18 protein-coding genes are annotated in these 22379 nt (G+C 60.8%); 10 read left to right on the forward strand and 8 right to left on the reverse strand.

All coding sequences use genetic code 11. The annotated features are described in order from the left end of the window. Positions 1–243 precede the first annotated feature (243 nt). The 4 genes from HMPREF2932_RS12170 to HMPREF2932_RS12185 are packed head-to-tail and all read right to left on the reverse strand — an operon-like array spanning position 244 to position 4204. The gene (locus HMPREF2932_RS12170; RefSeq protein WP_049157597.1) at positions 244–615 is read right to left on the reverse strand and encodes a membrane protein; all 372 of its coding nucleotides are present in this window, start codon (positions 613–615) and stop codon (positions 244–246) included. Positions 616–662: 47 nt separating this feature from the next. After that, positions 663–1412 (reverse strand): succinate dehydrogenase/fumarate reductase iron-sulfur subunit, encoded by a 750-nt coding sequence (locus HMPREF2932_RS12175; protein ID WP_046647843.1) that lies wholly within the window; start codon positions 1410–1412, stop codon positions 663–665. Then, a complete protein-coding gene (locus HMPREF2932_RS12180) occupies positions 1412–3433 on the reverse strand; it encodes a fumarate reductase/succinate dehydrogenase flavoprotein subunit (protein ID WP_046647844.1) in 2022 nt (673 codons plus the stop codon). Before HMPREF2932_RS12180 ends, HMPREF2932_RS12175 begins: the two co-directional genes overlap by 1 nt. Positions 3434–3448: 15 nt before the next feature. Next, complete coding sequence (locus tag HMPREF2932_RS12185; RefSeq protein WP_046647845.1) at positions 3449–4204, reverse strand: succinate dehydrogenase cytochrome b subunit; 756 nt, start codon at positions 4202–4204, stop codon at positions 3449–3451. Between the two features lie 401 nt (positions 4205–4605). Between HMPREF2932_RS12185 and ramB the strand changes: the two genes are divergently transcribed. Further along, positions 4606–6012, forward strand: a complete 1407-nt coding sequence (ramB, locus tag HMPREF2932_RS12190) for an acetate metabolism transcriptional regulator RamB (protein WP_046647846.1) — start codon at positions 4606–4608, stop codon at positions 6010–6012. Positions 6013–6510: 498 nt separating this feature from the next. Here the strand turns inward: ramB and lpdA are convergent, their stop codons facing one another. After that, the gene (lpdA, locus tag HMPREF2932_RS12195) at positions 6511–7923 is read right to left on the reverse strand and encodes a dihydrolipoyl dehydrogenase (protein WP_049157599.1); all 1413 of its coding nucleotides are present in this window, start codon (positions 7921–7923) and stop codon (positions 6511–6513) included. A 675-nt stretch (positions 7924–8598) separates the two neighbouring features. On the opposite strand from lpdA, the gene HMPREF2932_RS12200 reads away from it, so the two are divergent. The 8 genes from HMPREF2932_RS12200 to HMPREF2932_RS12235 all read left to right on the forward strand — a co-directional run bounded on the left by HMPREF2932_RS12200 (position 8599) and on the right by HMPREF2932_RS12235 (position 17857). Continuing rightward, positions 8599–10020: an alpha/beta hydrolase gene (locus tag HMPREF2932_RS12200; protein WP_049157601.1), complete on the forward strand. Its 1422-nt coding sequence runs from the start codon at positions 8599–8601 to the stop codon at positions 10018–10020. 38 nt (positions 10021–10058) lie between these two features. Continuing rightward, positions 10059–11138, forward strand: coding sequence for an alpha/beta hydrolase (locus HMPREF2932_RS12205; RefSeq protein ID WP_049157603.1), 1080 nt, complete (start codon positions 10059–10061; stop codon positions 11136–11138). Between the two features lie 94 nt (positions 11139–11232). Continuing rightward, complete coding sequence (locus HMPREF2932_RS12210) at positions 11233–12591, forward strand: M1 family metallopeptidase (RefSeq protein WP_049157605.1); 1359 nt, start codon at positions 11233–11235, stop codon at positions 12589–12591. 20 nt (positions 12592–12611) lie between these two features. Then, positions 12612–13607 (forward strand): dTDP-glucose 4,6-dehydratase, encoded by a 996-nt coding sequence (gene rfbB / locus HMPREF2932_RS12215; protein ID WP_193394670.1) that lies wholly within the window; start codon positions 12612–12614, stop codon positions 13605–13607. 6 nt (positions 13608–13613) lie between these two features. Beyond that, complete coding sequence (locus tag HMPREF2932_RS12220; RefSeq protein ID WP_049157606.1) at positions 13614–14978, forward strand: sugar nucleotide-binding protein; 1365 nt, start codon at positions 13614–13616, stop codon at positions 14976–14978. A gap of 117 nt (positions 14979–15095) precedes the next feature. Then, complete coding sequence (gene rfbA, locus HMPREF2932_RS12225; RefSeq protein WP_049157609.1) at positions 15096–15962, forward strand: glucose-1-phosphate thymidylyltransferase RfbA; 867 nt, start codon at positions 15096–15098, stop codon at positions 15960–15962. 149 nt (positions 15963–16111) lie between these two features. Beyond that, complete coding sequence (locus tag HMPREF2932_RS12230; protein ID WP_141756312.1) at positions 16112–16981, forward strand: DsbA family protein; 870 nt, start codon at positions 16112–16114, stop codon at positions 16979–16981. Between the two features lie 81 nt (positions 16982–17062). Further along, positions 17063–17857 (forward strand): cytochrome c biogenesis CcdA family protein, encoded by a 795-nt coding sequence (locus HMPREF2932_RS12235; protein ID WP_049157611.1) that lies wholly within the window; start codon positions 17063–17065, stop codon positions 17855–17857. Here HMPREF2932_RS12235 and HMPREF2932_RS12240 read toward each other — a convergent pair. From HMPREF2932_RS12240 to HMPREF2932_RS12250, 3 genes are all read right to left on the reverse strand, one after another. Then, a complete protein-coding gene (locus HMPREF2932_RS12240) occupies positions 17854–18489 on the reverse strand; it encodes an MBL fold metallo-hydrolase (protein WP_049157613.1) in 636 nt (211 codons plus the stop codon). The two genes, HMPREF2932_RS12235 and HMPREF2932_RS12240, sit on opposite strands and share 4 nt — an antisense overlap. Then, on the reverse strand, positions 18490–19641 hold the full coding sequence (locus tag HMPREF2932_RS12245; protein WP_049157615.1) for an S-(hydroxymethyl)mycothiol dehydrogenase: 1152 nt from the start codon (positions 19639–19641) through the stop codon (positions 18490–18492). 66 nt (positions 19642–19707) lie between these two features. Further along, positions 19708–20523 (reverse strand): GDSL-type esterase/lipase family protein, encoded by an 816-nt coding sequence (locus HMPREF2932_RS12250; RefSeq protein WP_049157617.1) that lies wholly within the window; start codon positions 20521–20523, stop codon positions 19708–19710. A gap of 175 nt (positions 20524–20698) precedes the next feature. Here HMPREF2932_RS12250 and HMPREF2932_RS12255 point away from each other — a divergent pair, with 175 nt between their 5' ends. Then, positions 20699–22372 (forward strand): acyl-CoA synthetase, encoded by a 1674-nt coding sequence (locus tag HMPREF2932_RS12255; RefSeq protein WP_071410253.1) that lies wholly within the window; start codon positions 20699–20701, stop codon positions 22370–22372. Positions 22373–22379 lie beyond the last annotated feature (7 nt).

Consider the following 22379-nt stretch of genomic DNA (forward strand, 5'->3'; position numbering starts at 1 on the left):
AACCCTTCGGCACTAATTTGAGCCAAGTCAGGTTAGTGTTCGCGTCGCTCCCTGCGGCGCCATTCACGCGTATGGCACCGTAGGGGCGTCGCCAAGCGCCCGCTCCCCCTCTCCGCCCGCCCAGCACCCACCCCAAACGCCAACAACCCCCGCCTCCTCACATGGTCTCCCATGTGTGTTTGGAGGTGGGGGTTGTGGTGGTGTCAGTACAGAAACTTAGGCGTTCAACGGCCTAGGAGGTGCCTAGTTGATGCGGCCGGTTTCCTTGCGGTACTGGCGGTAGTAGCGGCGGCCATACTTGACGGAGACGATAGCCAGGATGGCTACGACGACGCTGGCGATGGCGCCCACAATCAGGTTGATCTGGTAGTCAGCACCGGCGGTGCCCTGCGGGTACAGCTTGGTGCCGAAGCCCCAGATCAGGATGCCCAGCGCCGGCAGGATCGAGAGAACCAAGCCCATGCCCACCCAGGTGGAGGTGCGCAGCAAAGAAGAGTGCGGTGCACTGTAAGAAACGGGGTCATATCCCTCGATGTAGGAGTCCTGAATCTTACCGGAGAACTCCGGGTAGGTCTCGCTGTGGTGATCAGCAACTGCCGGGTTGAGGTCGCTCATGGCTGAAACTTTCTCTCGTTCCTGTTAATCCTGTGAATGACTATAGCTTAGTCGTCCTTGCCGCGGAAAGCAGCACGTGCACGTTCGCGGGTAACCGCGGAAACCGCGGTCAGCGGCACACCAGCCGGGCAGACGTCGGCGCACTCGCCGTAGAGCGAGCAGTGGCCGAAGTTCTGCTCCAGATCGTCCACCATGTTGCGTGCGCGGCGTCCACGCTCTTCCTTGCCCAGCGGCATGAGGGAGAGGTGAACCAGCTTGGCGCCGGTGAACAGGTGAGCAGCACCGTTCGGGCAGGATGCCACGCAGGCACCGCAGCCGATGCAGGCAGCGTGATCCAGGGCGTACTCGGAGGTCTCGTGGTTGACGTGCAGGGTGTCAGCGTCCGGAGCGGTACCCGCATCCATGGACACGTAGCCGCCCTGCTCCATGACGTGGTCCAGCTTGGCGCGGTCCACGATCATGTCCTTGATGACCGGGTAGGCAGCGGAGCGGAAAGGCTCCAGCTTGATGGTGTCGCCATCCTTGAACTGGAACAGGCGCTGCTGGCAGGCCGGGGTGTTCTGACCCGGGCCATGCGGGCGACCGTTGACCAGGAGGCCACAGGTACCACAGATGCCCTCACGGCAGTCGGAAGCGAATGCGAACGGCTCGGTGCCGGCCTCAATGAGGCCGTCGTTGACGTGGTCGAGCAGCTCCAGAATGGACATCTGCTCGGCGGCGTCGTCAACCTGCACGGTTTCGAACTTGCCTTCTTGCGTCGGTCCGGCTTGACGCCAGATCTCAAGTGTCAGTTTCATTACTTGTAGTTCCTTGTCATCAGCGGGATCGAATCAAAGTACAGCGGCTCAGCGTGGCGGATGAACTCGCCCTCAGCAGCGCCCGGCTCCCATGCGGAAACGAAGCACCAGTTCTCGTCATCGCGCTCGGCCTCGCCGTCCTCGGAGAGGTGGTCCTCGCGGAAGTGAGCACCACAGGACTCGTCGCGGTCAAGGGCGTCAATACACATGAGCTCACCCAGGTCGATGTAGTCAGCAACGCGCAGACCATACTCGAGGACCTGGTTCATGTCGTTAGCGTCACCAGTGATGCGGACGTTAGCCCAGAAGTCCTTGCGCAGTGCGCGGACCTTCTCGATGGCAACCTTGAGGTCCTCGACATTACGGGACACACCACAGCCCCAGTAGAGGATGTCACCCAGCTGGCGGTGGTAGTACGCCGGGCCGTGCGGATCCTCGCCCTGGATGGACATGAGGCGGTCGATGCGAGCCTGTGCGCGAGCAACGGCGTCGTTAGCCTCGGCGGAATCCTCGGCCAGCTTGGCCTCACCCAGGTGGTGAGCCAGGTAGTTCGGGATAGTGAACGGCAGGGTGAACCAGCCATCAACGGAAGCGGACAGCAGGGAGTTAGCACCCAGGCGGTTCGCACCGTGGTAGGTCCAGGAGCACTCACCGGCGGCGAAGAGGCCGTCGATGGCGGTCATCTCGTTGAAGTCCGTCCACAGGCCACCCATGGTGAAGTGACAGGTCGGAGCGATACGCATCGGGGTCTCATAAGCGGACTCACCGATGGCCTCTTCGTACATTTCGATGAGGTTGGAGTAGCGCTCGCGGATCTTGTCCTTGCCCAGGCGCTCGATGGCGTCGCGGAAGTCCAGGTACACGGAGTTGTGCAGCGGACCAACGCCCAGACCCTTGTTGATCTGCTGGGAGATGGCGCGGGAAGCCACGTCACGCGGGACGAGGTTACCGAAGGCCGGGTAGCGGCGCTCTAGGAAGTAGTCGCGCTCCTCTTCCGGAATCTCGTTAGCAGGACGGTCATCGCCCTCCTTGATCGGAGACCAGATGCGGCCGTCGTTACGCAGCGACTCAGACATGAGGATGGTCTTGGACTGCCACTCGGAATTGACCGGCAGGCCGGTCGGGTGGAACTGGATGAATGCCGGGGAAGCCAGGTAAGCACCAGCCTCGTACGCACGCATCATGGCGCCAGCGTTGGAGTTCTTAGCCAGCGTGGACATGTGGTAGACGTTGCCGTAACCGCCGGTACCGAGGATGACTGCGTGGCCGGTGAAGGCCTTGAGCTCGCCGGTGATGAGGTTACGGGTCACAATGCCGCCGGCACGCTTGGTGCCGTTGTCGTTGTAGGTGATGACGTCCTGCATATCGTGGTGAGCGAAGAGCTCCACGTTGCCCAGGCCAATCTGGCGGTACAGCGCAGAAGTGGTGGACAGCTGCAGCTGCTGGCCTGTTTGACCACGGGTGTAGTAGGTGCGGGAGACCTGCACGCCACCGAAGGAACGGGTAGCCAGGGTGCCGCCGTACTCGCGAGCGAACGGAGCGCCGATGGCGTTCATGTGGTCGATGACGCGGATGGACTCATAAGCCAGGCGCCAGCAGTCGGACTCGCGGCAGCGGTAGTCGCCGCCCTTGACGGTGTCCTTGGTGTGGCGGTAGGCGGAGTCGTTATCCACCTTCTTGTGGCGGGAAGAGTTCACACCACCCTGCGCAGCAATGGAGTGCGCGCGACGCGGGGAATCGTGGTAGGTGAAGACCTTCACCTTGTATCCCAACTCGCCGAGGGCAGCCGCAGCGGAACCAGCAGCCAGGCCGGTACCGACGACGATGATTTCGAACTTGCGGCGGTTCAGCGGGGAGACCAGCTCCATGTGGTCCTTCTGGTAGCTCCACATGTCCTTCATCGGGACGCCGTGCGGCTCGTGGGACTCCAGGATGCGGCCCGGCTTGACACCCGGGACGATGGACTGCGGGTGCGAGAAGTTCGGGTGCTCGCGCTTGAGTTCAGTATTCGCGTTAGTCATGGGTTCAAAACTCCTTTAGCTGACCCAGCCCAGGGCGACGGACAACGGCATAACGATGTTTGCCAGGCACACGACGGCCGGGACGATGTACGCCAGGATGACAAAGACCTCGCGCCACTTAGCACCGGTAATGCCCAGGTCGGAAGCCGCAAGGCGGATGCCGTGGGTCAGGTGCAGGAAGAGGCAGAGCATGGCAACGATGTAAATGATGGTCACCGGCCAGCGGGAGAAGGTAGCGATCATGTTGGCCTTCACTTCGCCATGAGCGAAAGCCTCCGGAGCGATCGGCTGAACACCCATCGTCAGGTCCAAGATGTGGAAGACGATGAACAGGAGCAGCACGACGCCGGTCACCAGCATGGTCTTCGTTGCGAAGGAATCCATGCCGCCCATCAGGTTGGTGCGCTTGAACTTACCGCGGGATGCCTTGGAGCGAGCGGTCAGCGCAAAGGCGCCGTAAATGTGGGCGATCACGCACGCCAGCAAGACGATGCGGATGATCCACAGAAGGTGCCCGCTCGGAATCAGCGGATCACCCATGCTGCGCAGGAATGCGCCGTAGGCATCGATGGCTTCCTCGCCGTTGTGGGCCGGCAGGTAGAGCTTCAAGTTGCCGGCCATGTGTCCTACAACGAACAGCGCGAAGAACAGACCGGTAATTGCCATCGTCAGTTTCAAAGCCCAGGACGGAATTCCTGGCTTAGGACGAATCGTTTCATTAGTAATGCGGCCGTGAGCAAGGGCTTCACGGTCAGGATTTTTTACAGACATGACACCTCCATTGTCGCCCTTACCTTACGCAGGACTGCGCGCTGACCACTACTTATCCCTTTGCTTTTAACGCCCCCTCCCCCACCTACAGGCCCCTGACAGAAATGAGTTAAGGCAAGGGTTGCCTTAAGTGTCCCCCGACTTATGCCGGTCTACCTTGATCACTTCGCTTTACGCAATATTAACCTTGCGAAAACATTTCGCGGTTGAGACTTTTGTCACAGGGTGTGACTCGAGTGACGACCCTACCCCTTTAGGTGTCAAACTTTCGCTTGGTACACACCCCTCACCGCCCCTTCACGCCCCGCTAACACCCCCACTTCGCAGCGAAGTTAAAATGCTTCACACATTCCTTGCAAAACTATTGTTATGACCGAAAGGCACTAGGTAACCTAGCTCACATGAGCAAGACATACGTAGGTTCGCGCCTGCGCCAGCTGCGCCGCGAACGTGATCTCAGCCAAGCCTCCCTCGCCGCTACGCTGGGGCTTTCCGCTAGTTACGTTAATCAGATTGAACATGACGTACGCCCCCTCACCGTTCCGGTCTTGCTTAGGATTACTGAAGCATTTGGTGTGGATGCCACTTTCTTTTCCCGTGACGATGACTCGCGGCTACTCGCCGAGATTCAAGATGTCGTCCAGGACCAAGAAATCTGCCCCTCCCCCGTGGAATTACAGGAATTGTCCGAACTGGTTTACAACCACCCCACCGTTGCGCGCACGCTCGTCGACATTCACCGCCGCTACCGCAATATCCGCGACAAGCTTTCCCTCGCCACCGATACCCGCCGCTCCGACGGCAACCAGGCGCTGTCCATGCCGCACGATGAGGTTCGGGATTTCTTCTATGCCCGCCAGAATTATCTCGATGAGTTAGATCAGCATGCAGAGGCGATCTCCGCGGAGCTCGACGTCGTCCCCTTCCACATCCGCGACATCGAACAGGCTCTGGACGACAGACTCACCACCCAGCACGGCGTGGAGATCCTCACCACCGATCGCATGGATGGCACGCTGCACCGCTTCGACAAGGACAGCGGGACCCTTCGCCTTGCCAGCCGGCTGAGCGTCGGCCAGCGCGCCTTCCGCATGGCAGCTGAGCTTGGCTTCCTCGAAGCGGGCGCGCTTTTCGACGAGCTCGTGGAGGAAGAACCGTTTACTTCAGAGGCCTCCATCAACTTGGCCAAGCGGGGTATCGCCAATTATTACGCTGCGGCCACGCTCCTCCCGTATGGCCTCATCCATAGCGAAGCCGAACAGTCGGGGTACGACGTGGAATACCTCTGCAATGTCTTCGGAGTGGGCTACGAGACGATTGCCTCCCGCCTCTCCACGCTGCAGCGCCCCAACAAGCGCGGCATCCCCTTTACCTTCGTGCGCGTTGACCGCGCCGGCAACATGTCCAAACGCCAATCCGCCACCGGCGTGCACTTCTCCAACTCCGGCGGCACCTGCCCCCTATGGAATGTGTACGAGTCCTTCTCACACCCCAACACCATTTCCCGCCAGTTGGCGCAGATGCCAGATGGGCGCAATTACCTATGGATCTCACGAACGGTGAGCTACCCACAAGGCCGTTTTGGGGATACGAACAAGCTCTTTTCCATCGGTCTGGGCTGCGAGGCACGCCATGCTAATCGCACCGTGTACGCCCAGGGGCTAGACCTCAATGCCCTTTCCGCCGCCACTCCCATTGGCGCCGGCTGCCGCACCTGCCCGCGCCAGAATTGCTCCCAGCGGGCATTTCCCGCCATTAACGAACAGCTTGTCGTCGACGCCCACCGCTCTGCAGTGGCACCCTATTAACTAAAGCTAGTTAACGGCGTAATCGCGCAGGTTTTAAATCATCCATCTTTACGCCGTTAACGCAGATGAATCTTAAAAGCTGGGGAGCACTCTCCATCGAGCGAAAGCCTCCGAAGAAAGATACTGAAGCAAGAAAGGGGCCTACTTAGTGCGATGAGCTGGAATTATGACCCAAACCCTCGGCGCTATACATTGTCCTACAAGCCCCACCCCATGGTTTTCATTGCCAAATCTGATGGATTTTCCCGACTCGGTTGTTCTATCATGGTCAGCGACCGATAATCACCAACAGAAAGGATTATTATTATGTCCAGCTTTGGCGAGAACTTCCTTGGCCAGATCCAGAAGCTCGTGCTGACGATCGTCAACGCACCGTTCGCACTGTCTTCCAAGCTCTTCGGCTAAGGCCAGTCGCGCTTCGGCGCTAAAACCAACACTCCCCCTCACCGCCACCGATTCACGTCGATGGGATGAGGGGGAGTGTTCTTGTTTTAGTTCTTAGAGGTTAATCATGTGGCCGCCGATGCCCTCGGCTGCTTCCTTCATAGCCTCAGACAGCGTCGGGTGAGTGTGAACGTTGCGTCCGATCTCCTCTGCAGTGAGATCGAAGCGCTGCGCCAGGGTCAGCTCCGGCAGCAGCTCGGACACGTTCGAGCCCACCATGTGACCACCAATGAGCTCACCAAACTCGCCGTCGGCGATGAGCTTGACGAAGCCCGCGGTCTCATTCAGACCAGCTGCCTTACCGTTAGCGGAGAACGGGAAGGTAGCAACCTTGATGTCGCGGTCAGCGAACTTCTCACGAGCCTGCTCCTCGGTGTAGCCGAAGGAGGCCACCTGCGGGTTGCAGAAGGTGGCGCGCGGCATGTTCATGTAGTCACCCAGCAGCTGGGTCTCAGCGCCGGCGATGACCTCAGCAGCCACAACGCCCTGCGCCTCAGCCACGTGAGCGAGCTGCAGCTTCGCGGTGACGTCACCAATGGCGTAAATGCCCTCAACGTTGGTGCGCATGTAGTCATCAATAGCGATGGCGCCGCGCTCAGTGAGCTCGACACCGGTGTTCTCCAGGCCGTAGCCCTCGGTGCGCGGGGCGAAGCCGATGGAGACCATGCAGCGATCCACGGTCAGCGTATCGGTCTTGGAGCCGTCCTTGGACTCGACCTCAACGGTGACATTGTCACCGTTATCCGTGATGGCGGTGGTCTTGTAACCAGTCAGGAGCTTCACACCAAGCTTCTTGTATTCCTTGGCGATAGCCTTGGATACATCCTTGTCCTCGTTCGGAAGGACGCGGTCCATGAACTCCACGATGGTCACGTCTACGCCATAGTTGGCCAGAACGTACGCAAACTCCATACCGATGGCGCCTGCGCCAACGATGACCATGGAATCCGGGGCCTCATCGCTGAGGATCTGCTCCTCGAAGGACACGATGTTGCCGCCGATTTCCACGCCCGGAAGGGAACGGACGACGGAGCCGGTGGCGATAATGCAGTTGTCAAAGGTAACGGTCTTACCCTTGTCATCGCCCTCGGTAATCTCGATGGTCTTGGCGTCCTTGAAGGAGCCGAGGCCATTGATCTCCGTAATCCTGTTCTTCTTCATCAGGTAGTGCACGCCCTTGACGATGCCCTCCGAGACCTTGCGGGAGCGCTTGTGCGCAACACCGAAGTCGAAGGAAACATCGCCGGAAATACCAAAGGCCTTCGCCTCATGGTTGAAGGTGTGTGCAACTTCAGCGTTCTTAAGAAGAGCCTTGGACGGGATGCAGCCCACGTTGAGGCAAACACCGCCCCAGTACTGCTTCTCAATAACGGCAACCTTCTTGCCCAGCTGGGCAGCGCGGATGGCGGACACGTAGCCGCCGGGGCCCGCGCCGAGTACTACAACGTCAAAATGTTCATTAGTCACGCCCTATAGGATACGTAACTTTGTGCCCGCTGTCCCACCACCCCCATGCTGTGCTCTCGTATCAGTCCATAACATTCCTGATACGCAAGCCACAGTGCACTGATGCGTAGAGGGCACACAACGCACAAAATAACCCCCAACCACCCGAGGGGGCGATTAGGGGGAGAGAAACGTGGGGCCGCACGCCCCGCAGCTGTTTAGTAAAGACCCCAATCCAGGGCGATCTTGGAGGAAGTAGAGGAGCCGGAGTGAGCGAACTGGCCCAGCACCTGGTTGATGGAAACGAGGATGGTGTCAAAGAGGTTCATTCTTCTTCTTTCTGTTGGTCTTCAAGCAGCCTTCACGGCCTCGTGCGATGTCACTATGCGGCACTGCCACCTTCTGCCTTGCAGGACGGCCGCCGCAGTAACGGTCTCCGCATCTGGTTCGACTAACGAATGGGCCGGCCGTTGCGTTACATAGCCCACGTTAACGCACGGAAAGATTATGACACGGTTTCCACTTCAATACCACCATTAACTTTAATATCTTGGTATGTTTAAACACGTTACCCTTATCTTGGGGTGCTGAAATTCCCATCTACCAGCACTATTGCCCATCTCATGGGTGGCGTGTCCGGAGCATCTTTTACACTTGCCCCTACATTTCCGCTCATCACTTAGAAAGCGAGATTCTATGAAGATTGCGCGCTCTCTCACGACGCTTGCGGCAGCCACTGCCCTAGCACTTGGCGCCGTAGCATCCCCTACCGCGGGCGCATCCGAGGTCACCCCGGAACAAATCCGCGGTGATGCCACACCGTCCACCATTTCCGAGCTCGACATCTACGGGGAGATTGAAAAGTACCTGCCCAAGGACTCCGCCGGAAACCCGTCGCCCTCCCGCCAAGAATATGAAGACGCCATTGGTAAGAACGTCACTTTTAAGGACGTTGACGTCAATGAGATCCCGGACAGCAAGCAGTGGATGGGCTACGTCCTGAAATACCCGGACTACCGTCAGAGCGTCAAGGCCCTCAATGCCACCGCACCAGCGATGGACCGCACCGTCCCTCTTGCAGTAATTACCCCAGACGGCACCTTTGATTCTTCCCGCCCCACCCTTTATCTACTCAACGGTGCTGGCGGTGCCGAGCAGGGCATGGACTGGCTGATAGCCACCACGCGCGAAGACTTGGATCCCAACAAGGAGGGCACCCAAGAACTCGATGACTACTACGGTGACCGAAACGTCAACGTCGTCATCCCGCAGGCAGGCGCATTCTCCTACTACACCGACTGGGTTACCAGCCCGGACCGCAGCTACCTCAAGGGCCCGCAGAAGTGGGAGACCTTCCTCACCAAGGAGCTACCGGGACCGCTGGAGAAGCACATCAACGCCAACGGCAAGCGCGGCATCGCAGGCATGTCCATGTCTGCTACCTCATCGCTCGTCTTGGCCCAGCACAACCCCAACTTCTATGACGCTATCGGGTCCTTCTCTGGCTGTGCGGCCACCTCGACTCCACTGCCGAACTTCTACACGCAGCTGACCGTGAATCGTGGCGGTGGAAGCACCGAGCAGATGTGGGGACCGATGGGCGGTGACTACAACCGCTACAACGATGGACTCATCAACGCCACAAAGAACAACATGGGTAATTCCCAGGTCTACGTCTCCGCTAACTCGGGGTTTGCCGGAATGAACGATTTGGGTTCGTCCAGGATTGAAAAGCAAGGCCTGGCCGGAGCCTTGAAGTCCTCCTCCACCCTGGTGGTGGAAGGCGGCGTCATCGAGGCAGCGATGAATGCGTGCACCCACGACCTGCAGGCAAAACTGCAGCGCGAAGGTGTCAAAGCGGATTTCAACCTGCGCAATACCGGTACCCACTCCTGGCCGGGCTGGTTCGATGACATCAACTCCTCCTGGCCCACCTTCGCTCGTGCCTTTGGTCTGCCGGTGGAGCCGGTCTCCACGCGGGCGCCGGAAAGCGCGGTGAACACGGACGCTAACGCCAAAGCTGAGGATGCCGATAAGCAGAATATGGAAGAGGCCGAGAACGATCCCAAGACCCCGGCCGACTCCCGGCCAGTAGCCCCTGAGGCCATCGAACAGTAAGCTCAACTCGCCATATTGATTGTTAAATAAGGAACGTAATGAAGCGTCTTAGCTCTCTCCTCGCCGCCGGCGCGCTCTGCGCTGCCGCGCTTATCAGCCCCGTTGCGGGTGCGGCCACCATCACCCCGCAGCAGGTTGCGGGTGACACGCCGCTGTCCACCATCTCGGACTTGAACGTCACCCCGGAGGTGCAGAGCCAGAAGTGGTACGAGCACTTCAAAGATGACGCCCGCGTTCTCAAGCTGGAGGCTACATCTCCGGCCATGAATGGCCGCGCGATTCCGCTGGCTGTTATCCCTGCTAAGAACCCGGACCGCCCGACCTTGTACCTGCTCAACGGCGCCGGTTCCGCGGAGCAGGACTCCGATTGGCTGTACATGTCCGATGCCGTGGACTTCTACGCGGACAAGGACGTCAACGTTGTCGTTCCACAGGCAGGCGCCTTCTCCTACTACACCGACTGGCTGGAGGAGCCCAACGGCAAGTACCTCAAGGGCCCACAGAAGTGGGAAACCTTCCTGACCAAGGAGCTGCCTGGCCCGCTGGAGTCACGCCTGAACGCAAGCAACAAGCGCGCCATTGCCGGCATGTCCATGTCCGCAACGTCTTCCCTGCTGCTGGCGCAGCACAACCAGGGTTTCTATGACGCAGTTGGTTCCTTCGCCGGCTGCGCCGCAACCGCCTACCCCACGGAGTACCAGTTCCTGCGCGTCACCGTGAACCGCGGCGGCGGAGAACCGGAACAGATGTGGGGCCCGATGGGCTCTGAATACAACCGCTACAACGATGCCCTGATGAACTCCGAGAAACTGCGCGGCACCAAGCTGTACATTTCCTCCGCATCGGGCCTCGCGGGTGAGCAGGATACCCCGTCCTACTACATGAACAAGGGCTACAGCCCGCTGGCCGCCTACGCGGGTTCGGCACAGCTGCAGGTTGAGGGCGGCATCATCGAGGCCGCGGTCAACCACTGCACCCACATGCTCAAGGCCAAGCTGGATAAGCAGAACATTCCAGCCACCTACAACTTCCGCAACGTGGGCACGCACTCCTGGCCGGGCTGGCGCGAGGACCTGGTGAAGTCCTGGCCCACCTTTGAGGAAGCTTTCAACTCCTAAAAAGTGAGCGGAGCGTGTCGCCCCACGGTCTGGCGCGGCGTGCTCGCTCCCCTGGCTTCGGATAACCCAGACAGGGCGGTAGGATAGCGGCATTATGAAGCTGCTTTCTACCGCCCTTTCGCATATCTCCGCCGCTCGCGACCGCGCTGCACTTACTCGGGATAGCTACACGAGGGTGGATTTCAACCTCGGCTTCGAGGTCACCCACTATGACTTGGACCTGACCTACCGCGTGGAACCCAACATGCTGCAGGGCGAAGCCATCCTCCACATTCGCGCGCTGGAGGACTTTGACAAACTCACGCTTGACCTCGGCGGCGCCATGGTGGCTCGCCGCATCACGGCGAAACACGCACCCCGCGTGGCCAAGTTTCGCCTGTCCGCCGGCAAACTGCGGCTGACCTTTGCCGACACCATCGTGGAGAACCAAGAGTTTGAGCTGCACATTCGCTATGGCGGCTCGCCGCGGCCACTGCGCACTCCGTGGGGTGAAATCGGCTGGGAGGAAACAGATTCCGGCTCCCTGGTGGCCAGCCAACCCAACGGTGCACCCAGCTGGTTCCCCTGCGATGACACCCCGTCGGAAAAGGCCACCTACGATATTCGCATCACCGCTGACGATCCTTTCGTGGTGATTTCCAACGGCAAGCTGGTCTCCCGCCGCAGCGCAGGCGGTTCCATGACGCGCTGGCACTACCGCGTCAAGCACCCTATGGCCACGTACCTCGCCACGGTGCAGATCGGCGAATACTCAGAGATTGACCTGGGCCGAGACGTCCGCGCTTGGGCGCCGGCTCGCCTGAAGCAGGTAGTCCTCGAAGAGTTCGCCCAACAGCAGGAAATGCTGGACTTCTATTCCTCGCTCTTCGGCCACTACCCTTTCCCCGACTACCAAGTGGTCATCACCGATGATGAGCTGGAGATCCCGCTGGAGGCCCAAGGCCTGTCCATTTTCGGATCCAACCACGTCAAGGGCGACCACCTCTTTGAGCGACTCATCGCCCACGAGCTGTCCCACCAGTGGTTCGGCAACTCCGTGGGCCTTAGTGAGTGGAAGGATATCTGGCTCAACGAAGGTTTTGCCTGCTACTGCGAGTGGCTGTGGTTCGAGCACGCGCATGGCCGTCCGGTGCATGAATCGGCGCGTTCGCACTATCAAGTGCTCGCACGCAAGAAGCAGGACATCGTGCTCGGTGATCCGGGCACGCGCGACATGTTCGATGACCGCGTCTACAAGCGCGGCGCGCTGACTGTTCACGCACTTCGCCGCCTCGTGGGCGATGAGGTCTTCTTCCGCACGGTCCGGGATTACCTCACCGCATCCCAGCACTCCGTGGTCACCCCGGAGGATCTCATCAGCCGTGTGAAGAAGGAAGCGGCAGATCCTGCTGCGGTCGATGCTTTGTTGGACGAGTGGCTCAACCACACCGCGCTGCCCAAGTTCCCGGTCTAGACTTGTTCACCATGCGCAGGATGCTTGTTACCGGCGGTGCCGGCTTTATTGGTGCAAACTTCGTGAGGCTCGTAGCCCAGCAACGGCCCGACGTAGACATCACCGTCTTGGACAAGCTCACCTACGCGGGCAACCGCGCCAACCTTGACGGCGTGGACGCCACCCTGGTGGTGGGGGACGTGGCGGATGAGGGGGTCGTCGACAAGCTCGTGGCCCAGACGGATGCCGTGGTGCACTTCGCCGCGGAATCCCACAATGATAATTCGCTGCGGGCTCCTTCGCCCTTCCTCCACACCAACGTCATGGGAACCTTCGTGCTGTTGGAGGCCTGCCGCCGCCACGATGTGCGCTTCCATCACGTTTCCACCGATGAGGTTTTTGGTGACTTGGAGATTGGCGCCGATACCTACTTCACGGAGGAGACTCCCTATAACCCCTCTTCGCCCTATTCGGCCACGAAGGCCGGTTCGGATCACCTGGTGCGCGCGTGGGTGCGCAGTTTTGGGCTGCGGGCAACCATTTCGAATTGCTCCAATAATTACGGACCTTACCAGCACATTGAGAAGTTCATTCCGCGGCAAATCACCAACCTGCTTCTGGGCCAGCCCGCCAAGCTTTATGGCACGGGCGAGCAGGTGCGGGATTGGATTCACGTGGATGATCACAACGAGGCGGTGCTTGCCATCCTGGACCGCGGGCGCATCGGTGAGACCTATAACATCGGTGCCGACCAGGAGGATACGAATAACCGCCAGGTCATCGAGATGATCTGTGAGCTGATGGGTGCTACTGACGACGGCCGCGCGAACTACATCCACGTGGCGGACCGCCCGGGCCATGATCAGCGCTACGCCATGGATGCCAGCAAACTGCGCCGCGAGCTGGGCTGGAGCCCGCGCTACACGGATCTGCGCGAGGGCTTGGCTGCCACCATTGAGTGGTACCGCGCCCACGAGGACTGGTGGCGCCCAGGCAAGGAAGAAGTCGAAGCCAACTACGCGAAGCAAGGACAGTAAATTTCCATGAAGGTGCAGTCAACGGCCATTGAGGGCCTGCTCATTGTGGAGCTCGACGTCCACGGGGATAACCGCGGCTGGTTCAAGGAGAACTGGCAGCGTGAGAAGATGGTGGCGGCAGGTTTGCCGGACTTCCAACCGGTGCAGAATAATGTCTCCTTCAATGCGGAGAAGGGGGTTACGCGCGGGCTGCACGCGGAGCCCTGGGACAAGCTCGTCTCCGTGGCTTCCGGCCGGGCCTTCGGTGCGTGGTGCGATCTGCGCGAGGGCTCTGCCACCTTCGGGCAGCTGGTGACCCACGAGCTGCGCGAAGACGTGGCGGTCTTCGTGCCGCGCGGCGTGGCCAACGGTTTCCAGGCGCTGGAGGCCTGCGCCTACTCCTACCTGGTCAATGACCACTGGTCCCCGGATGCGGACTACACCTGCGTCAACCTCAACATGGTGGACTGGCCGCTGGAGCCGACGGAGATCTCCGACAAAGACAAGGCACACCCCGCGCTTGCCGACGTCTCCCCCATGCCCCCGCGCCGCATCCTGGTCACCGGCGCCAACGGGCAGCTGGGCCGCGCTTTAAAGAAATTCCTGCCCACCGCTGGTCTGGGCGCGGTGGAGTTCTGTGGGCACGAGGATTTCGATATCACCAACCCGCCTGCCCGCCCGTGGAAGCAGTATTCCGCCATCATCAACTGCGCGGCTTATAACGATGTCAACGGTGCGGAGGACGATCGCGCCGCGGCCTGGACGGTCAACGCTTCCGCCCCGGCGAAGCTCGCGCGCATTGCGGCGGAGAATAACCTGACCTTGGTGCACGTCTCCAGTGATTACATCTTCGATGGCTCTAACGAGGTCCACTCCGAGGATGAAATGCCTTCCCCGCTGTCGGCCTATGGGGCATCGAAAGCCGCGGGCGATACCGCCGCGCAAACCGCGCCGCGCCACTATGTCATCCGTACCTCCTGGGTCTTCGGCGATGGAGCCAACTTCATGGCCACGATGCGCTCGCTGGCGGCTAAGGGGTTCAAGCCCTCCGTCATCCATGATCAGCGCGGGCGCCCCACTTTCGCCGAGGACCTGGCCGAGGGCATCATCCACTTGCTCAAGACCGAAGCCGAGTACGGCGTGTACAACATCTCCAATTCCGGTGATGCGGTGGGACGCGATGAAATCGCCATGGCCGTCTTCACCGGCGTGGGCCAAGATCCCGCCAGTGTCACGCCGGTCAGCACCGAGCAGTACCGCGAGATCGCCGGGCCCGAAGCTCCCCGCCCGCAGGAGTCCACCTTCGACCTGTCCAAGATTGAAGCCACCGGCTTTAAGCCGATGAATTGGCGGGCCGCTTTGGCGCTTTACCTGGGCTTTTACCCGGCATAACACTTAACATAACACTTAGCTTCCCAGGTGTTATGTTGAGTGGGAAGTTGAGTGTTATGTTCGCCAGCCCGCGCCGCCGCAGCCCGGCGCGGGACCCCTCCGTTAAGCTTGAAGCCCATGAAGGGCATCATTCTCGCAGGCGGTTCTGGGACCCGCCTCTACCCCATCACCAAGGGCATCTCGAAGCAGCTCATGCCCATCTATGACAAGCCGATGGTCTACTACCCTCTGACCACCCTGATCCAGGCCGGCATACGCGAGATCCTCATCATCACCACCCCAGAAGACCAGGCCGCCTTCCAACGCCTGCTTGGCGACGGCTCCCAACTAGGCCTCATGCTGCACTACGCGGTCCAACCCCGGCCCGAAGGTTTGGCCCAGGCCTTCCTCATTGCGGAGGACTTCATCGCCGAGGATGACGTGGCCCTCGTTTTGGGTGACAACATCTTTGACGGCCACGGCTTCTCCACGGCGCTGAATGAGTGCAGCCACCCGGGCGGCGGCATCATCTTTGCCTACGAGGTCTCCGATCCGCAGCGCTATGGTGTTGTCGAGTTTGATGAGTCTGGCCAAGCCCTGTCCATCGAGGAAAAGCCCGCCGCGCCCAAATCCAACCACGCCGTGGTGGGCTTGTATTTCTATGACAATTCCGTGGTGGAGATTGCCAAGTCCATTACGCCCAGCGCACGCGGGGAGTTAGAAATCACCACCGTCAACGAGGAATACCTGCGCCGCGGGCAGCTGCGCGTCAAACGCTTGCAGCGCGGTGATGTCTGGCTGGACACCGGCACGGTGGACTCCATGAGTGAGGCCTCGGCCTACGTGGAGGTGATGCAAAAACGCACCGGCACCGTCATCGGCTCACCGGAGGTTGCCGCCTTCGAGGAGGGCTTCATCGATGCCGCCGCACTCACCGAGCTGGCCGAGCCCCTCCTGAAGTCCGGCTATGGCCGCTATCTCCTGGCCGCTGCCCAAGAGAGCTGAGACCGAGGTGCATTTCGATCAAATAAGGACCGAAAATCGCCCACGGGATCTGGGACCTAATTTGATCGATCCGTACTTGCCAAAGCGTCCCCACGCAGCATCAGAGGCCACCATCACCCAAACGGGCCTAGACGCGTTAAGGTAATCGCATGCCTACTTCATCCTCCCGCCCCACCAGCAATCCCAAGAAATCAGCGCTATCCACCATCAGCCCCGTGGCGTGGGGCCTGTTGGTGCTCGTTGTAGTTCTGGCTATCATCATCGGCTTCCTGCTGGCAGAGCGCAATTCTTCCGGCGATGCCGGGACTCAAGCGGCGCAGGAGACTTCGACGAGCGCGGCGCCAACCCAAGACCTGGCGAAGGATGCTGACAAGGCCACGCCCGGCACGAAATTCTCCGACGGGAAGGGGGACCCGATGGTATTCGGCCCCGGCGGTGACACCAAGAGCGGCGATATCACGGTGGTTCACCGCAAGAAGGAGAACGATCCTTTCGCCGTGGGCGCAGTGGATGCCCCCGTGGTGATTTCGGAGTTCTCTGATTTCGAGTGCCCGTTCTGCTCCCGCCACGCCAACGTCACTGAGCCAGACCTCCTCAAGAAGTACGTGGAGAAGGGCCTGGTGCGCATCGAGTGGAATGACTTCCCCGTTAACGGTCCTGCCGCCGTCGATGCTGCCAAGGCCGGGCGCGCGGCGGCGGCACAGGGCAAGTTCCAGGAGTTCAAGCACGAGCTCTACACCGCTAGCAAGGACATCAATGGCCACCCAGAATTCGGCATCGAGGACTTCATGAAGTTCGCCGAGAAGGCCGGCGTTGCGGACTTGGATAAGTTCCGCCAGCAGGCCACGGATGATACCTACACCGAGGTCATCGAGAAGGCCACCAGCTATGCCTCCCAGATTGGTATTACGGGCACCCCGGCCTTCGTGGTGGGGGATCAGTTCATTGGTGGCGCGCAGCCACCGGAAGTCTTTGAGCAGACCATCCGGGAACAGCTAGGCAAGGCGGCCAATGGATAAGCCGCCACTCATCGTGTGGATCTTCATCGCGCTCGTGGTTCTGACCGCGTTCTTAGGAGGCTATGCAGTGGGGGTGAGCGTATGAGTATCGGAGTTTTTGGCGCCGTCATCGCCGGTGTGCTGACTTTGATCAGCCCCTGCTCAGCGCTGTTGGTGCCAGCCTTCTTTGCCTATGCTTTTGAATCGCAGCGCCAGCTGCTGCTGAAAACCCTGGTCTTTTTCTTAGGCCTGTGTACCACGCTCGTTCCCATCGGCATGGGTCTGGCTGCAATCCTCGCGCAATACCGCGGCCAGGTCATCACGGTGGCGGGCTGGATCATCATCGCGCTGGGGATCTTTACCGCCTTGGGCGGTGGTTTCCGCATCCCCGGCATGGATACCCTGTCCGGTAAGGCGAGGGGAAAGGTGTTTCTGCTCGGCGCGGTCTATGGCTTTGCGGGCTTTTGCGCGGGCCCACTCTTAGGCGCTGTGCTCACCACGGCTGCTGCGTCCGGCAGCGCGCTCTACGGCGGGATCATCATGGTGGCGTATGCCGCTGGCATGGCCGCACCGCTCTTTGTTCTGGCGGCGCTGTGGGAGCGCCTCAATGTGGGCTCGTGGTCCTGGCTGCGCGGACGCGAGGTGGTCCTCGGCCCCGTGCGCACGAACACCTTGTCCATTGTGTCGGGCGCGTTTTTCGTGCTCATCGGCGCGCTATTCATTGCCAGCTATGGCACCGCAACCTTGCCCGCAGTCTTGAGCACGGATGCGCAGTTCGCGGTGCAAGAAAAAGCCCGCGCTTTCAGCGCGGGCGTAGCGGACGCGTGGGTATGGTTCGGGCTCTCACTTGCCGCCACGGTGGTGGCAGGCATCAAGGCTGCCCGCACCCCGGCCTAGTAGCCGCGTGCGATGTATTCGTCGATACGCGCAGCCTCAGCACCAATGGTGGTCTCGTCGCCGTGCCCCGGCAGGACGCGGGTCTCCGGCGGAAGGTTCAGCACTCGGTTGCGCAGGGACTCGATGATGACGTCGAAGTCGGAGTACTTGCGGCCGGTGGCACCGGGCCCGCCGTTGAAGAGGGTATCTCCCGACAGAAGCGTGGCTTCGTCCGCGATGTAGAGCACCACGCACCCTGGCGAGTGACCAGGCGTGTGGAAGACCACGAAGTCACTATCGCCCACGGTGAATAGCTGGTTATCCTCCAGCGGCACGAAGGTCGCATCCTCGTGGGTTTCCTCCCACAGGGGACGGTCATCCGGGTGCAGGTACACGGACACACCGAAGTGCTCAGCCACCTGGGGGGCGAGCTCGCAGTGGTCGTTGTGCGCGTGGGTGAGGATAACGCCCTTGACGGTGCGCTTTCCTACCTCGTCGATGACGCGCTCGGCGTCGTGGGAAGGATCGACGATGTAGCACTCGGCGTCGCTTGACGCGCCGCCTGCGGCCAGGATGTAGACGTTATTGTCCACGTCCCACTCACCGCCATCCAGGCGGAACTTTCCTGAGGTTACAAACTGTTCGATAATCATTTACAGCTCCACTACGGATCGAAGTACCTTGCCAGCCTTCATGGTAGCGAAGGCCTCCTCCACGTCGTCGAGGCCAACACGCTCGGTGACGAAGTCCTGCAGCGGGAAGCGGCCCTGCAGGGAGAGGTCAACGTACATGGGGAAGTCACGCTCCGGCAGGCAGTCGCCGTACCAGGAGGACTTGAGGGAACCGCCGCGGCCGAAGAAGTCGATGGCTGGGACGTCGAAGCGGCTGGTGAGGTTCGGAACGCCCACCATGACCATGCGGCCGGCCAGGTCGCGGGAGTAGAAGGCCTGGCGGGTGGTGGCTGGGATGCCCACGGCATCGATAGCCACGTCGGTACCGAAGCTATCGGTGAGCTCACGGACTGCCTCGATGACCTCGTCCTCGGACTTGTCCTTCGCCGCGATGGTGTGGGTCGCACCGAACTGCTTGGCCAGCTCCAGCTTGTCCGGATCCAGGTCCACGGCGATGACCTTCGAGGCACCCGCCAGCACCGCGCCGGCGATGGCTGCCATGCCGACACCACCGCAGCCGAAGACCGCGACGGACTCGCCGCGCTTGACGTCACCGGTGTTGACCGCAGCACCCAAGCCTGCCATCACGCCACAGCCCAACAGGCCCGCGGCGGCCGGGTCTGCCTCCGGATTGACCTTGGTGCACTGACCTTCATGAACCAGGGTCTTCTCGGCAAAGGAGCCGATGCCGAGCGCCGGGGTGAGCTCAGTGCCGGCGTCGGCGTCGCCCTCGGCAAGCGTCATGCGAGCGGAGGCATTGTGGGTGTTGAAGCAGTACTTCGGCTCGCCCTTCTTGCAGGCGCGGCACTCGCCGCACACCGCACGCCAGTTCAGGACTACGAAGTCACCGACCTCGACGTGGGTAACAGCATCGCCCACGCGCTCCACGACGCCCGCCGCCTCGTGCCCAAGCAAGAACGGGAAGGCATCCTCGATATCGCCATCGCGGTAGGCCAGGTCGGTGTGGCACACGCCGCAGGCCTGAATCTTGACCACGACGTCGTGCTCGCCCGGAGCGGGTACAACAATGTTCACGGTCTCGACGGGCTCGCCCTTCGCGCGCGCAATCACGCCGCGGACAACCTCCGAGCCTTGCTGGGAGTTATTTTCATTTAGGTTTTCATTAACAGTCATGTCCGCGAGGGTACGCGAAAGGCCCGGGCAACGTTGCCCAGGCCTTAAAGTCATAAGAACGCGTTTCTAGAAGCTTGCGAGGTGGTTGGCCACAAACTCGTGACCGCGAGCATTAATATGCAGCGGTAGGTTGCCCGGGCCGGCAGAGAAGTCCACCAGACCCGCCCACAGCCGCTTATCGGCATCGGCACACATACCGCGATCCCAGGTCATCGGCTTCATATCCACAAATTCGGTGCCGGTCGCGTGCGCTAGGTCCACCTGCATCCACTGCGTGACGTTTTCATAACGCTGCACCATCGGCAGGGCCGTAGCATCGGCTGGCTTCGGGCCAAAGTGGAGGAGGCAGTAGCGGTCACCGGAGCCGATGGTCGGATAACCCACGATCTGAATGCGGGCATTGGGGGCCGCTGCACGAATCTTGTTGATAATCGGCGCATTTGCGCCAACAAAGCGGGCGCGCATGTCGGCGTCGGAAAGCTGGGCATTGTTATACGTGTCGTTAAAGCCGCCCGCATAGAGTACGCGCTGGGTGTCCGGGCTGAGCGCACCGCGGCGGATGGCATCATCAACCTGCGCGTTCATCTGCGGACCCTGGGACATCGAGACCGCACCGGAGCAGGAGAAATCCGCCACCGGCATGCCCAGCTTGGACGCGACGCGCTTGGCGTAGTTATTGCCAGAGGGGCAGTCGAGGCTCGGATTGCGGTTCGAGGAGCCGAGGCGCGAGGAGAGGTAAACATCCAGCTGCGGATCCGCCAAAACGGAATCGCCAAAGGCGACGAGGTTTCGCTCGCCGGCGGCGGCCTGCGGAGCCTGGGACAGGCCTACTGCCACGAGGAGGGAGGCGCAGAGGGCAGTGATGCGCTGAGTAAACTTCACGTGACTGATGTCCTTTCAAGAAAAGGGTATGTTCTTAACCGAAACCATATTAAACTAAGCTAGCAGTTAATCTTGTGTAACAATAGCAACAACTGTAACAATTTGTCGTTTTAAAAACAGGCGCGTTAGCCGCCTCCCCCGTAACCTTCTACCTCTTCCCTACGATGAGAACTCTATGAAGCTTTCTGATCTCACCTTCCATGCCGCCGCTCTCGCGCGTTTTGTCCCCGCCCTCTTTCGCGCCGGCCTTATTAGCCCCGCTGGCGGCCCACGGGCAGTACTCTCCACCGCGCCGGTTCTCGCCCGCTACCGCTTCACCACCGCCCGCGAGGTGGAGCAGGCATACCTGACCTGCCCAGAACGCCTAGCGCTTATCGACGACGACGGGGCCCTCACCTACCGCCAGCTGCGCGAACAATCCCAGACCTTCGCGCGCTGGTTGCTCTCCCTGGGCCTCGACGAGATCCGTCTCGGCGTCATGGCTCGCAATGGGCGGGGCATTATCACCCCGCTGGCCGCCAAAGGTTATGCCGGAGCGCACATCTTCCTACTCAACGTTGGCTCCTCCCCTGAGCAGCTCGCCGGATGCATTGAGGAAAACCGCATCAACGTGCTCGTTATCGACGATGAATTCGTTGACCGCCTTGCCCCCGCAGACAGCGCTAGCCCCAGCCCCGTTGCTGGACTGCAGGTCGTGATTGGTCATGATTCCGGCGAGGAGATCCCGGCTGAGCTGGCCGAGGCCCCGACGCTGCACCAAATCGTGGTGAACCCGCGGGACGTCGAGAAGCAGAAGCTTCCCACCTGGCCCAAGCACGGACATATCGTGCTCATGTCCTCCGGAACCACCGGCATCCCCAAGGGAATCATGCGCCCAGAGCCCACGCTGCCCGTGGTGGTTGCCTCCATCGTGGATGCGGTGCCGTGGCGTGGGGACCAGAAGGTGCAAATGACCGCCTCCATCTTCCACACGTGGGGCTGGGCCTGCCTCAACATCGCGCTGGGCCTGCGCAACACCATTGTCACCCGCCGCGTCTTTGACCCGGCGGCCGCGCTCGATGACATCCAGCGCTACCAACTTGATGGCCTGCTCTCCTCCCCCGTTTTCTTCCGCCAGATGGTGCAGGCCGACCCAGATTCGGCCTATGACACCTCAAGCCTGAAGTTCATTGCTTCTGCAGGACATGCGCTGACCCCGGAGATTGTCAAAGAAACCCACGAGCGCTTCGGCCCGATTCTCTGCAACGTCTATGGTTCCACGGAGCTGGCGCTGGCATCGACGGCCACCATGGAAGAGGTGGCTAAGGACCCAACCATCGGCGGCAAGATTGCCTCTGGCACGAAGCTGCGCATCCTCGATGAGGATGGCAAAGAAGTCCCGCGCGGCGAGGTCGGCGAAATCTATCTGACCAACTCCACCGCGCTCATTGGCTATACCAACCCGAAGATTCCGCTCAACAAGGTTGATGGCCTCATCTCCATCGGTGACTTGGGCTATATCGACCCCGATGGCTACTTGCACGTGGTGGGCCGCGCCGATGACATGATCATCGTCGGTGGTGAAAACGTGCACCCGCAGTCGGTGACGGAGGTTCTTGAGGCCATGCCGGGCATCGCGGAGGTGCACGCCGGCGGCGTGGAGGATGAGACCACCTTCCAGCGCATCGCCGTGTGGGCAGTAACCACGCGCGATGCCCTGGGCAACACCGTGACTGCCGACGCCATCCGCACCTGGGTCCGCGAGAACCTCGCCGACCACTCCGTGCCGCGCGACGTCCACTTCCTGGACAAGCTGCCGCGCAACGCCACGGGCAAGGTGGTGCCGCGCCTGCTGAGCAATACCGACTAGCCGGCGT

It is taken from the genome of Corynebacterium sp. HMSC074H12 (assembly GCF_001813755.1).
Lineage (GTDB): Bacteria > Actinomycetota > Actinomycetes > Mycobacteriales > Mycobacteriaceae > Corynebacterium > Corynebacterium hiratae.

Excerpts from the sequence above, each read along its gene's own strand:
- HMPREF2932_RS12170 (WP_049157597.1), bottom strand. The coding sequence starts at position 615 with ATGAGCGACCTCAACCCGGCAGTTGCTGATCACCACAGCGAGACCTAC.
- HMPREF2932_RS12175 (WP_046647843.1), bottom strand. The coding sequence starts at position 1,412 with ATGAAACTGACACTTGAGATCTGGCGTCAAGCCGGACCGACGCAAGAA.
- HMPREF2932_RS12180 (WP_046647844.1), bottom strand. The coding sequence starts at position 3,433 with ATGACTAACGCGAATACTGAACTCAAGCGCGAGCACCCGAACTTCTCG.
- HMPREF2932_RS12185 (WP_046647845.1), bottom strand. The coding sequence starts at position 4,204 with ATGTCTGTAAAAAATCCTGACCGTGAAGCCCTTGCTCACGGCCGCATT.
- ramB (WP_046647846.1), top strand. The coding sequence starts at position 4,606 with ATGAGCAAGACATACGTAGGTTCGCGCCTGCGCCAGCTGCGCCGCGAA.
- HMPREF2932_RS12200 (WP_049157601.1), top strand. The coding sequence starts at position 8,599 with ATGAAGATTGCGCGCTCTCTCACGACGCTTGCGGCAGCCACTGCCCTA.
- HMPREF2932_RS12205 (WP_049157603.1), top strand. The coding sequence starts at position 10,059 with ATGAAGCGTCTTAGCTCTCTCCTCGCCGCCGGCGCGCTCTGCGCTGCC.
- HMPREF2932_RS12210 (WP_049157605.1), top strand. The coding sequence starts at position 11,233 with ATGAAGCTGCTTTCTACCGCCCTTTCGCATATCTCCGCCGCTCGCGAC.
- rfbB (WP_193394670.1), top strand. The coding sequence starts at position 12,612 with ATGCTTGTTACCGGCGGTGCCGGCTTTATTGGTGCAAACTTCGTGAGG.
- HMPREF2932_RS12220 (WP_049157606.1), top strand. The coding sequence starts at position 13,614 with ATGAAGGTGCAGTCAACGGCCATTGAGGGCCTGCTCATTGTGGAGCTC.
- rfbA (WP_049157609.1), top strand. The coding sequence starts at position 15,096 with ATGAAGGGCATCATTCTCGCAGGCGGTTCTGGGACCCGCCTCTACCCC.
- HMPREF2932_RS12230 (WP_141756312.1), top strand. The coding sequence starts at position 16,112 with ATGCCTACTTCATCCTCCCGCCCCACCAGCAATCCCAAGAAATCAGCG.
- HMPREF2932_RS12235 (WP_049157611.1), top strand. The coding sequence starts at position 17,063 with ATGAGTATCGGAGTTTTTGGCGCCGTCATCGCCGGTGTGCTGACTTTG.
- HMPREF2932_RS12240 (WP_049157613.1), bottom strand. The coding sequence starts at position 18,489 with ATGATTATCGAACAGTTTGTAACCTCAGGAAAGTTCCGCCTGGATGGC.
- HMPREF2932_RS12245 (WP_049157615.1), bottom strand. The coding sequence starts at position 19,641 with ATGACTGTTAATGAAAACCTAAATGAAAATAACTCCCAGCAAGGCTCG.
- HMPREF2932_RS12255 (WP_071410253.1), top strand. The coding sequence starts at position 20,699 with ATGAAGCTTTCTGATCTCACCTTCCATGCCGCCGCTCTCGCGCGTTTT.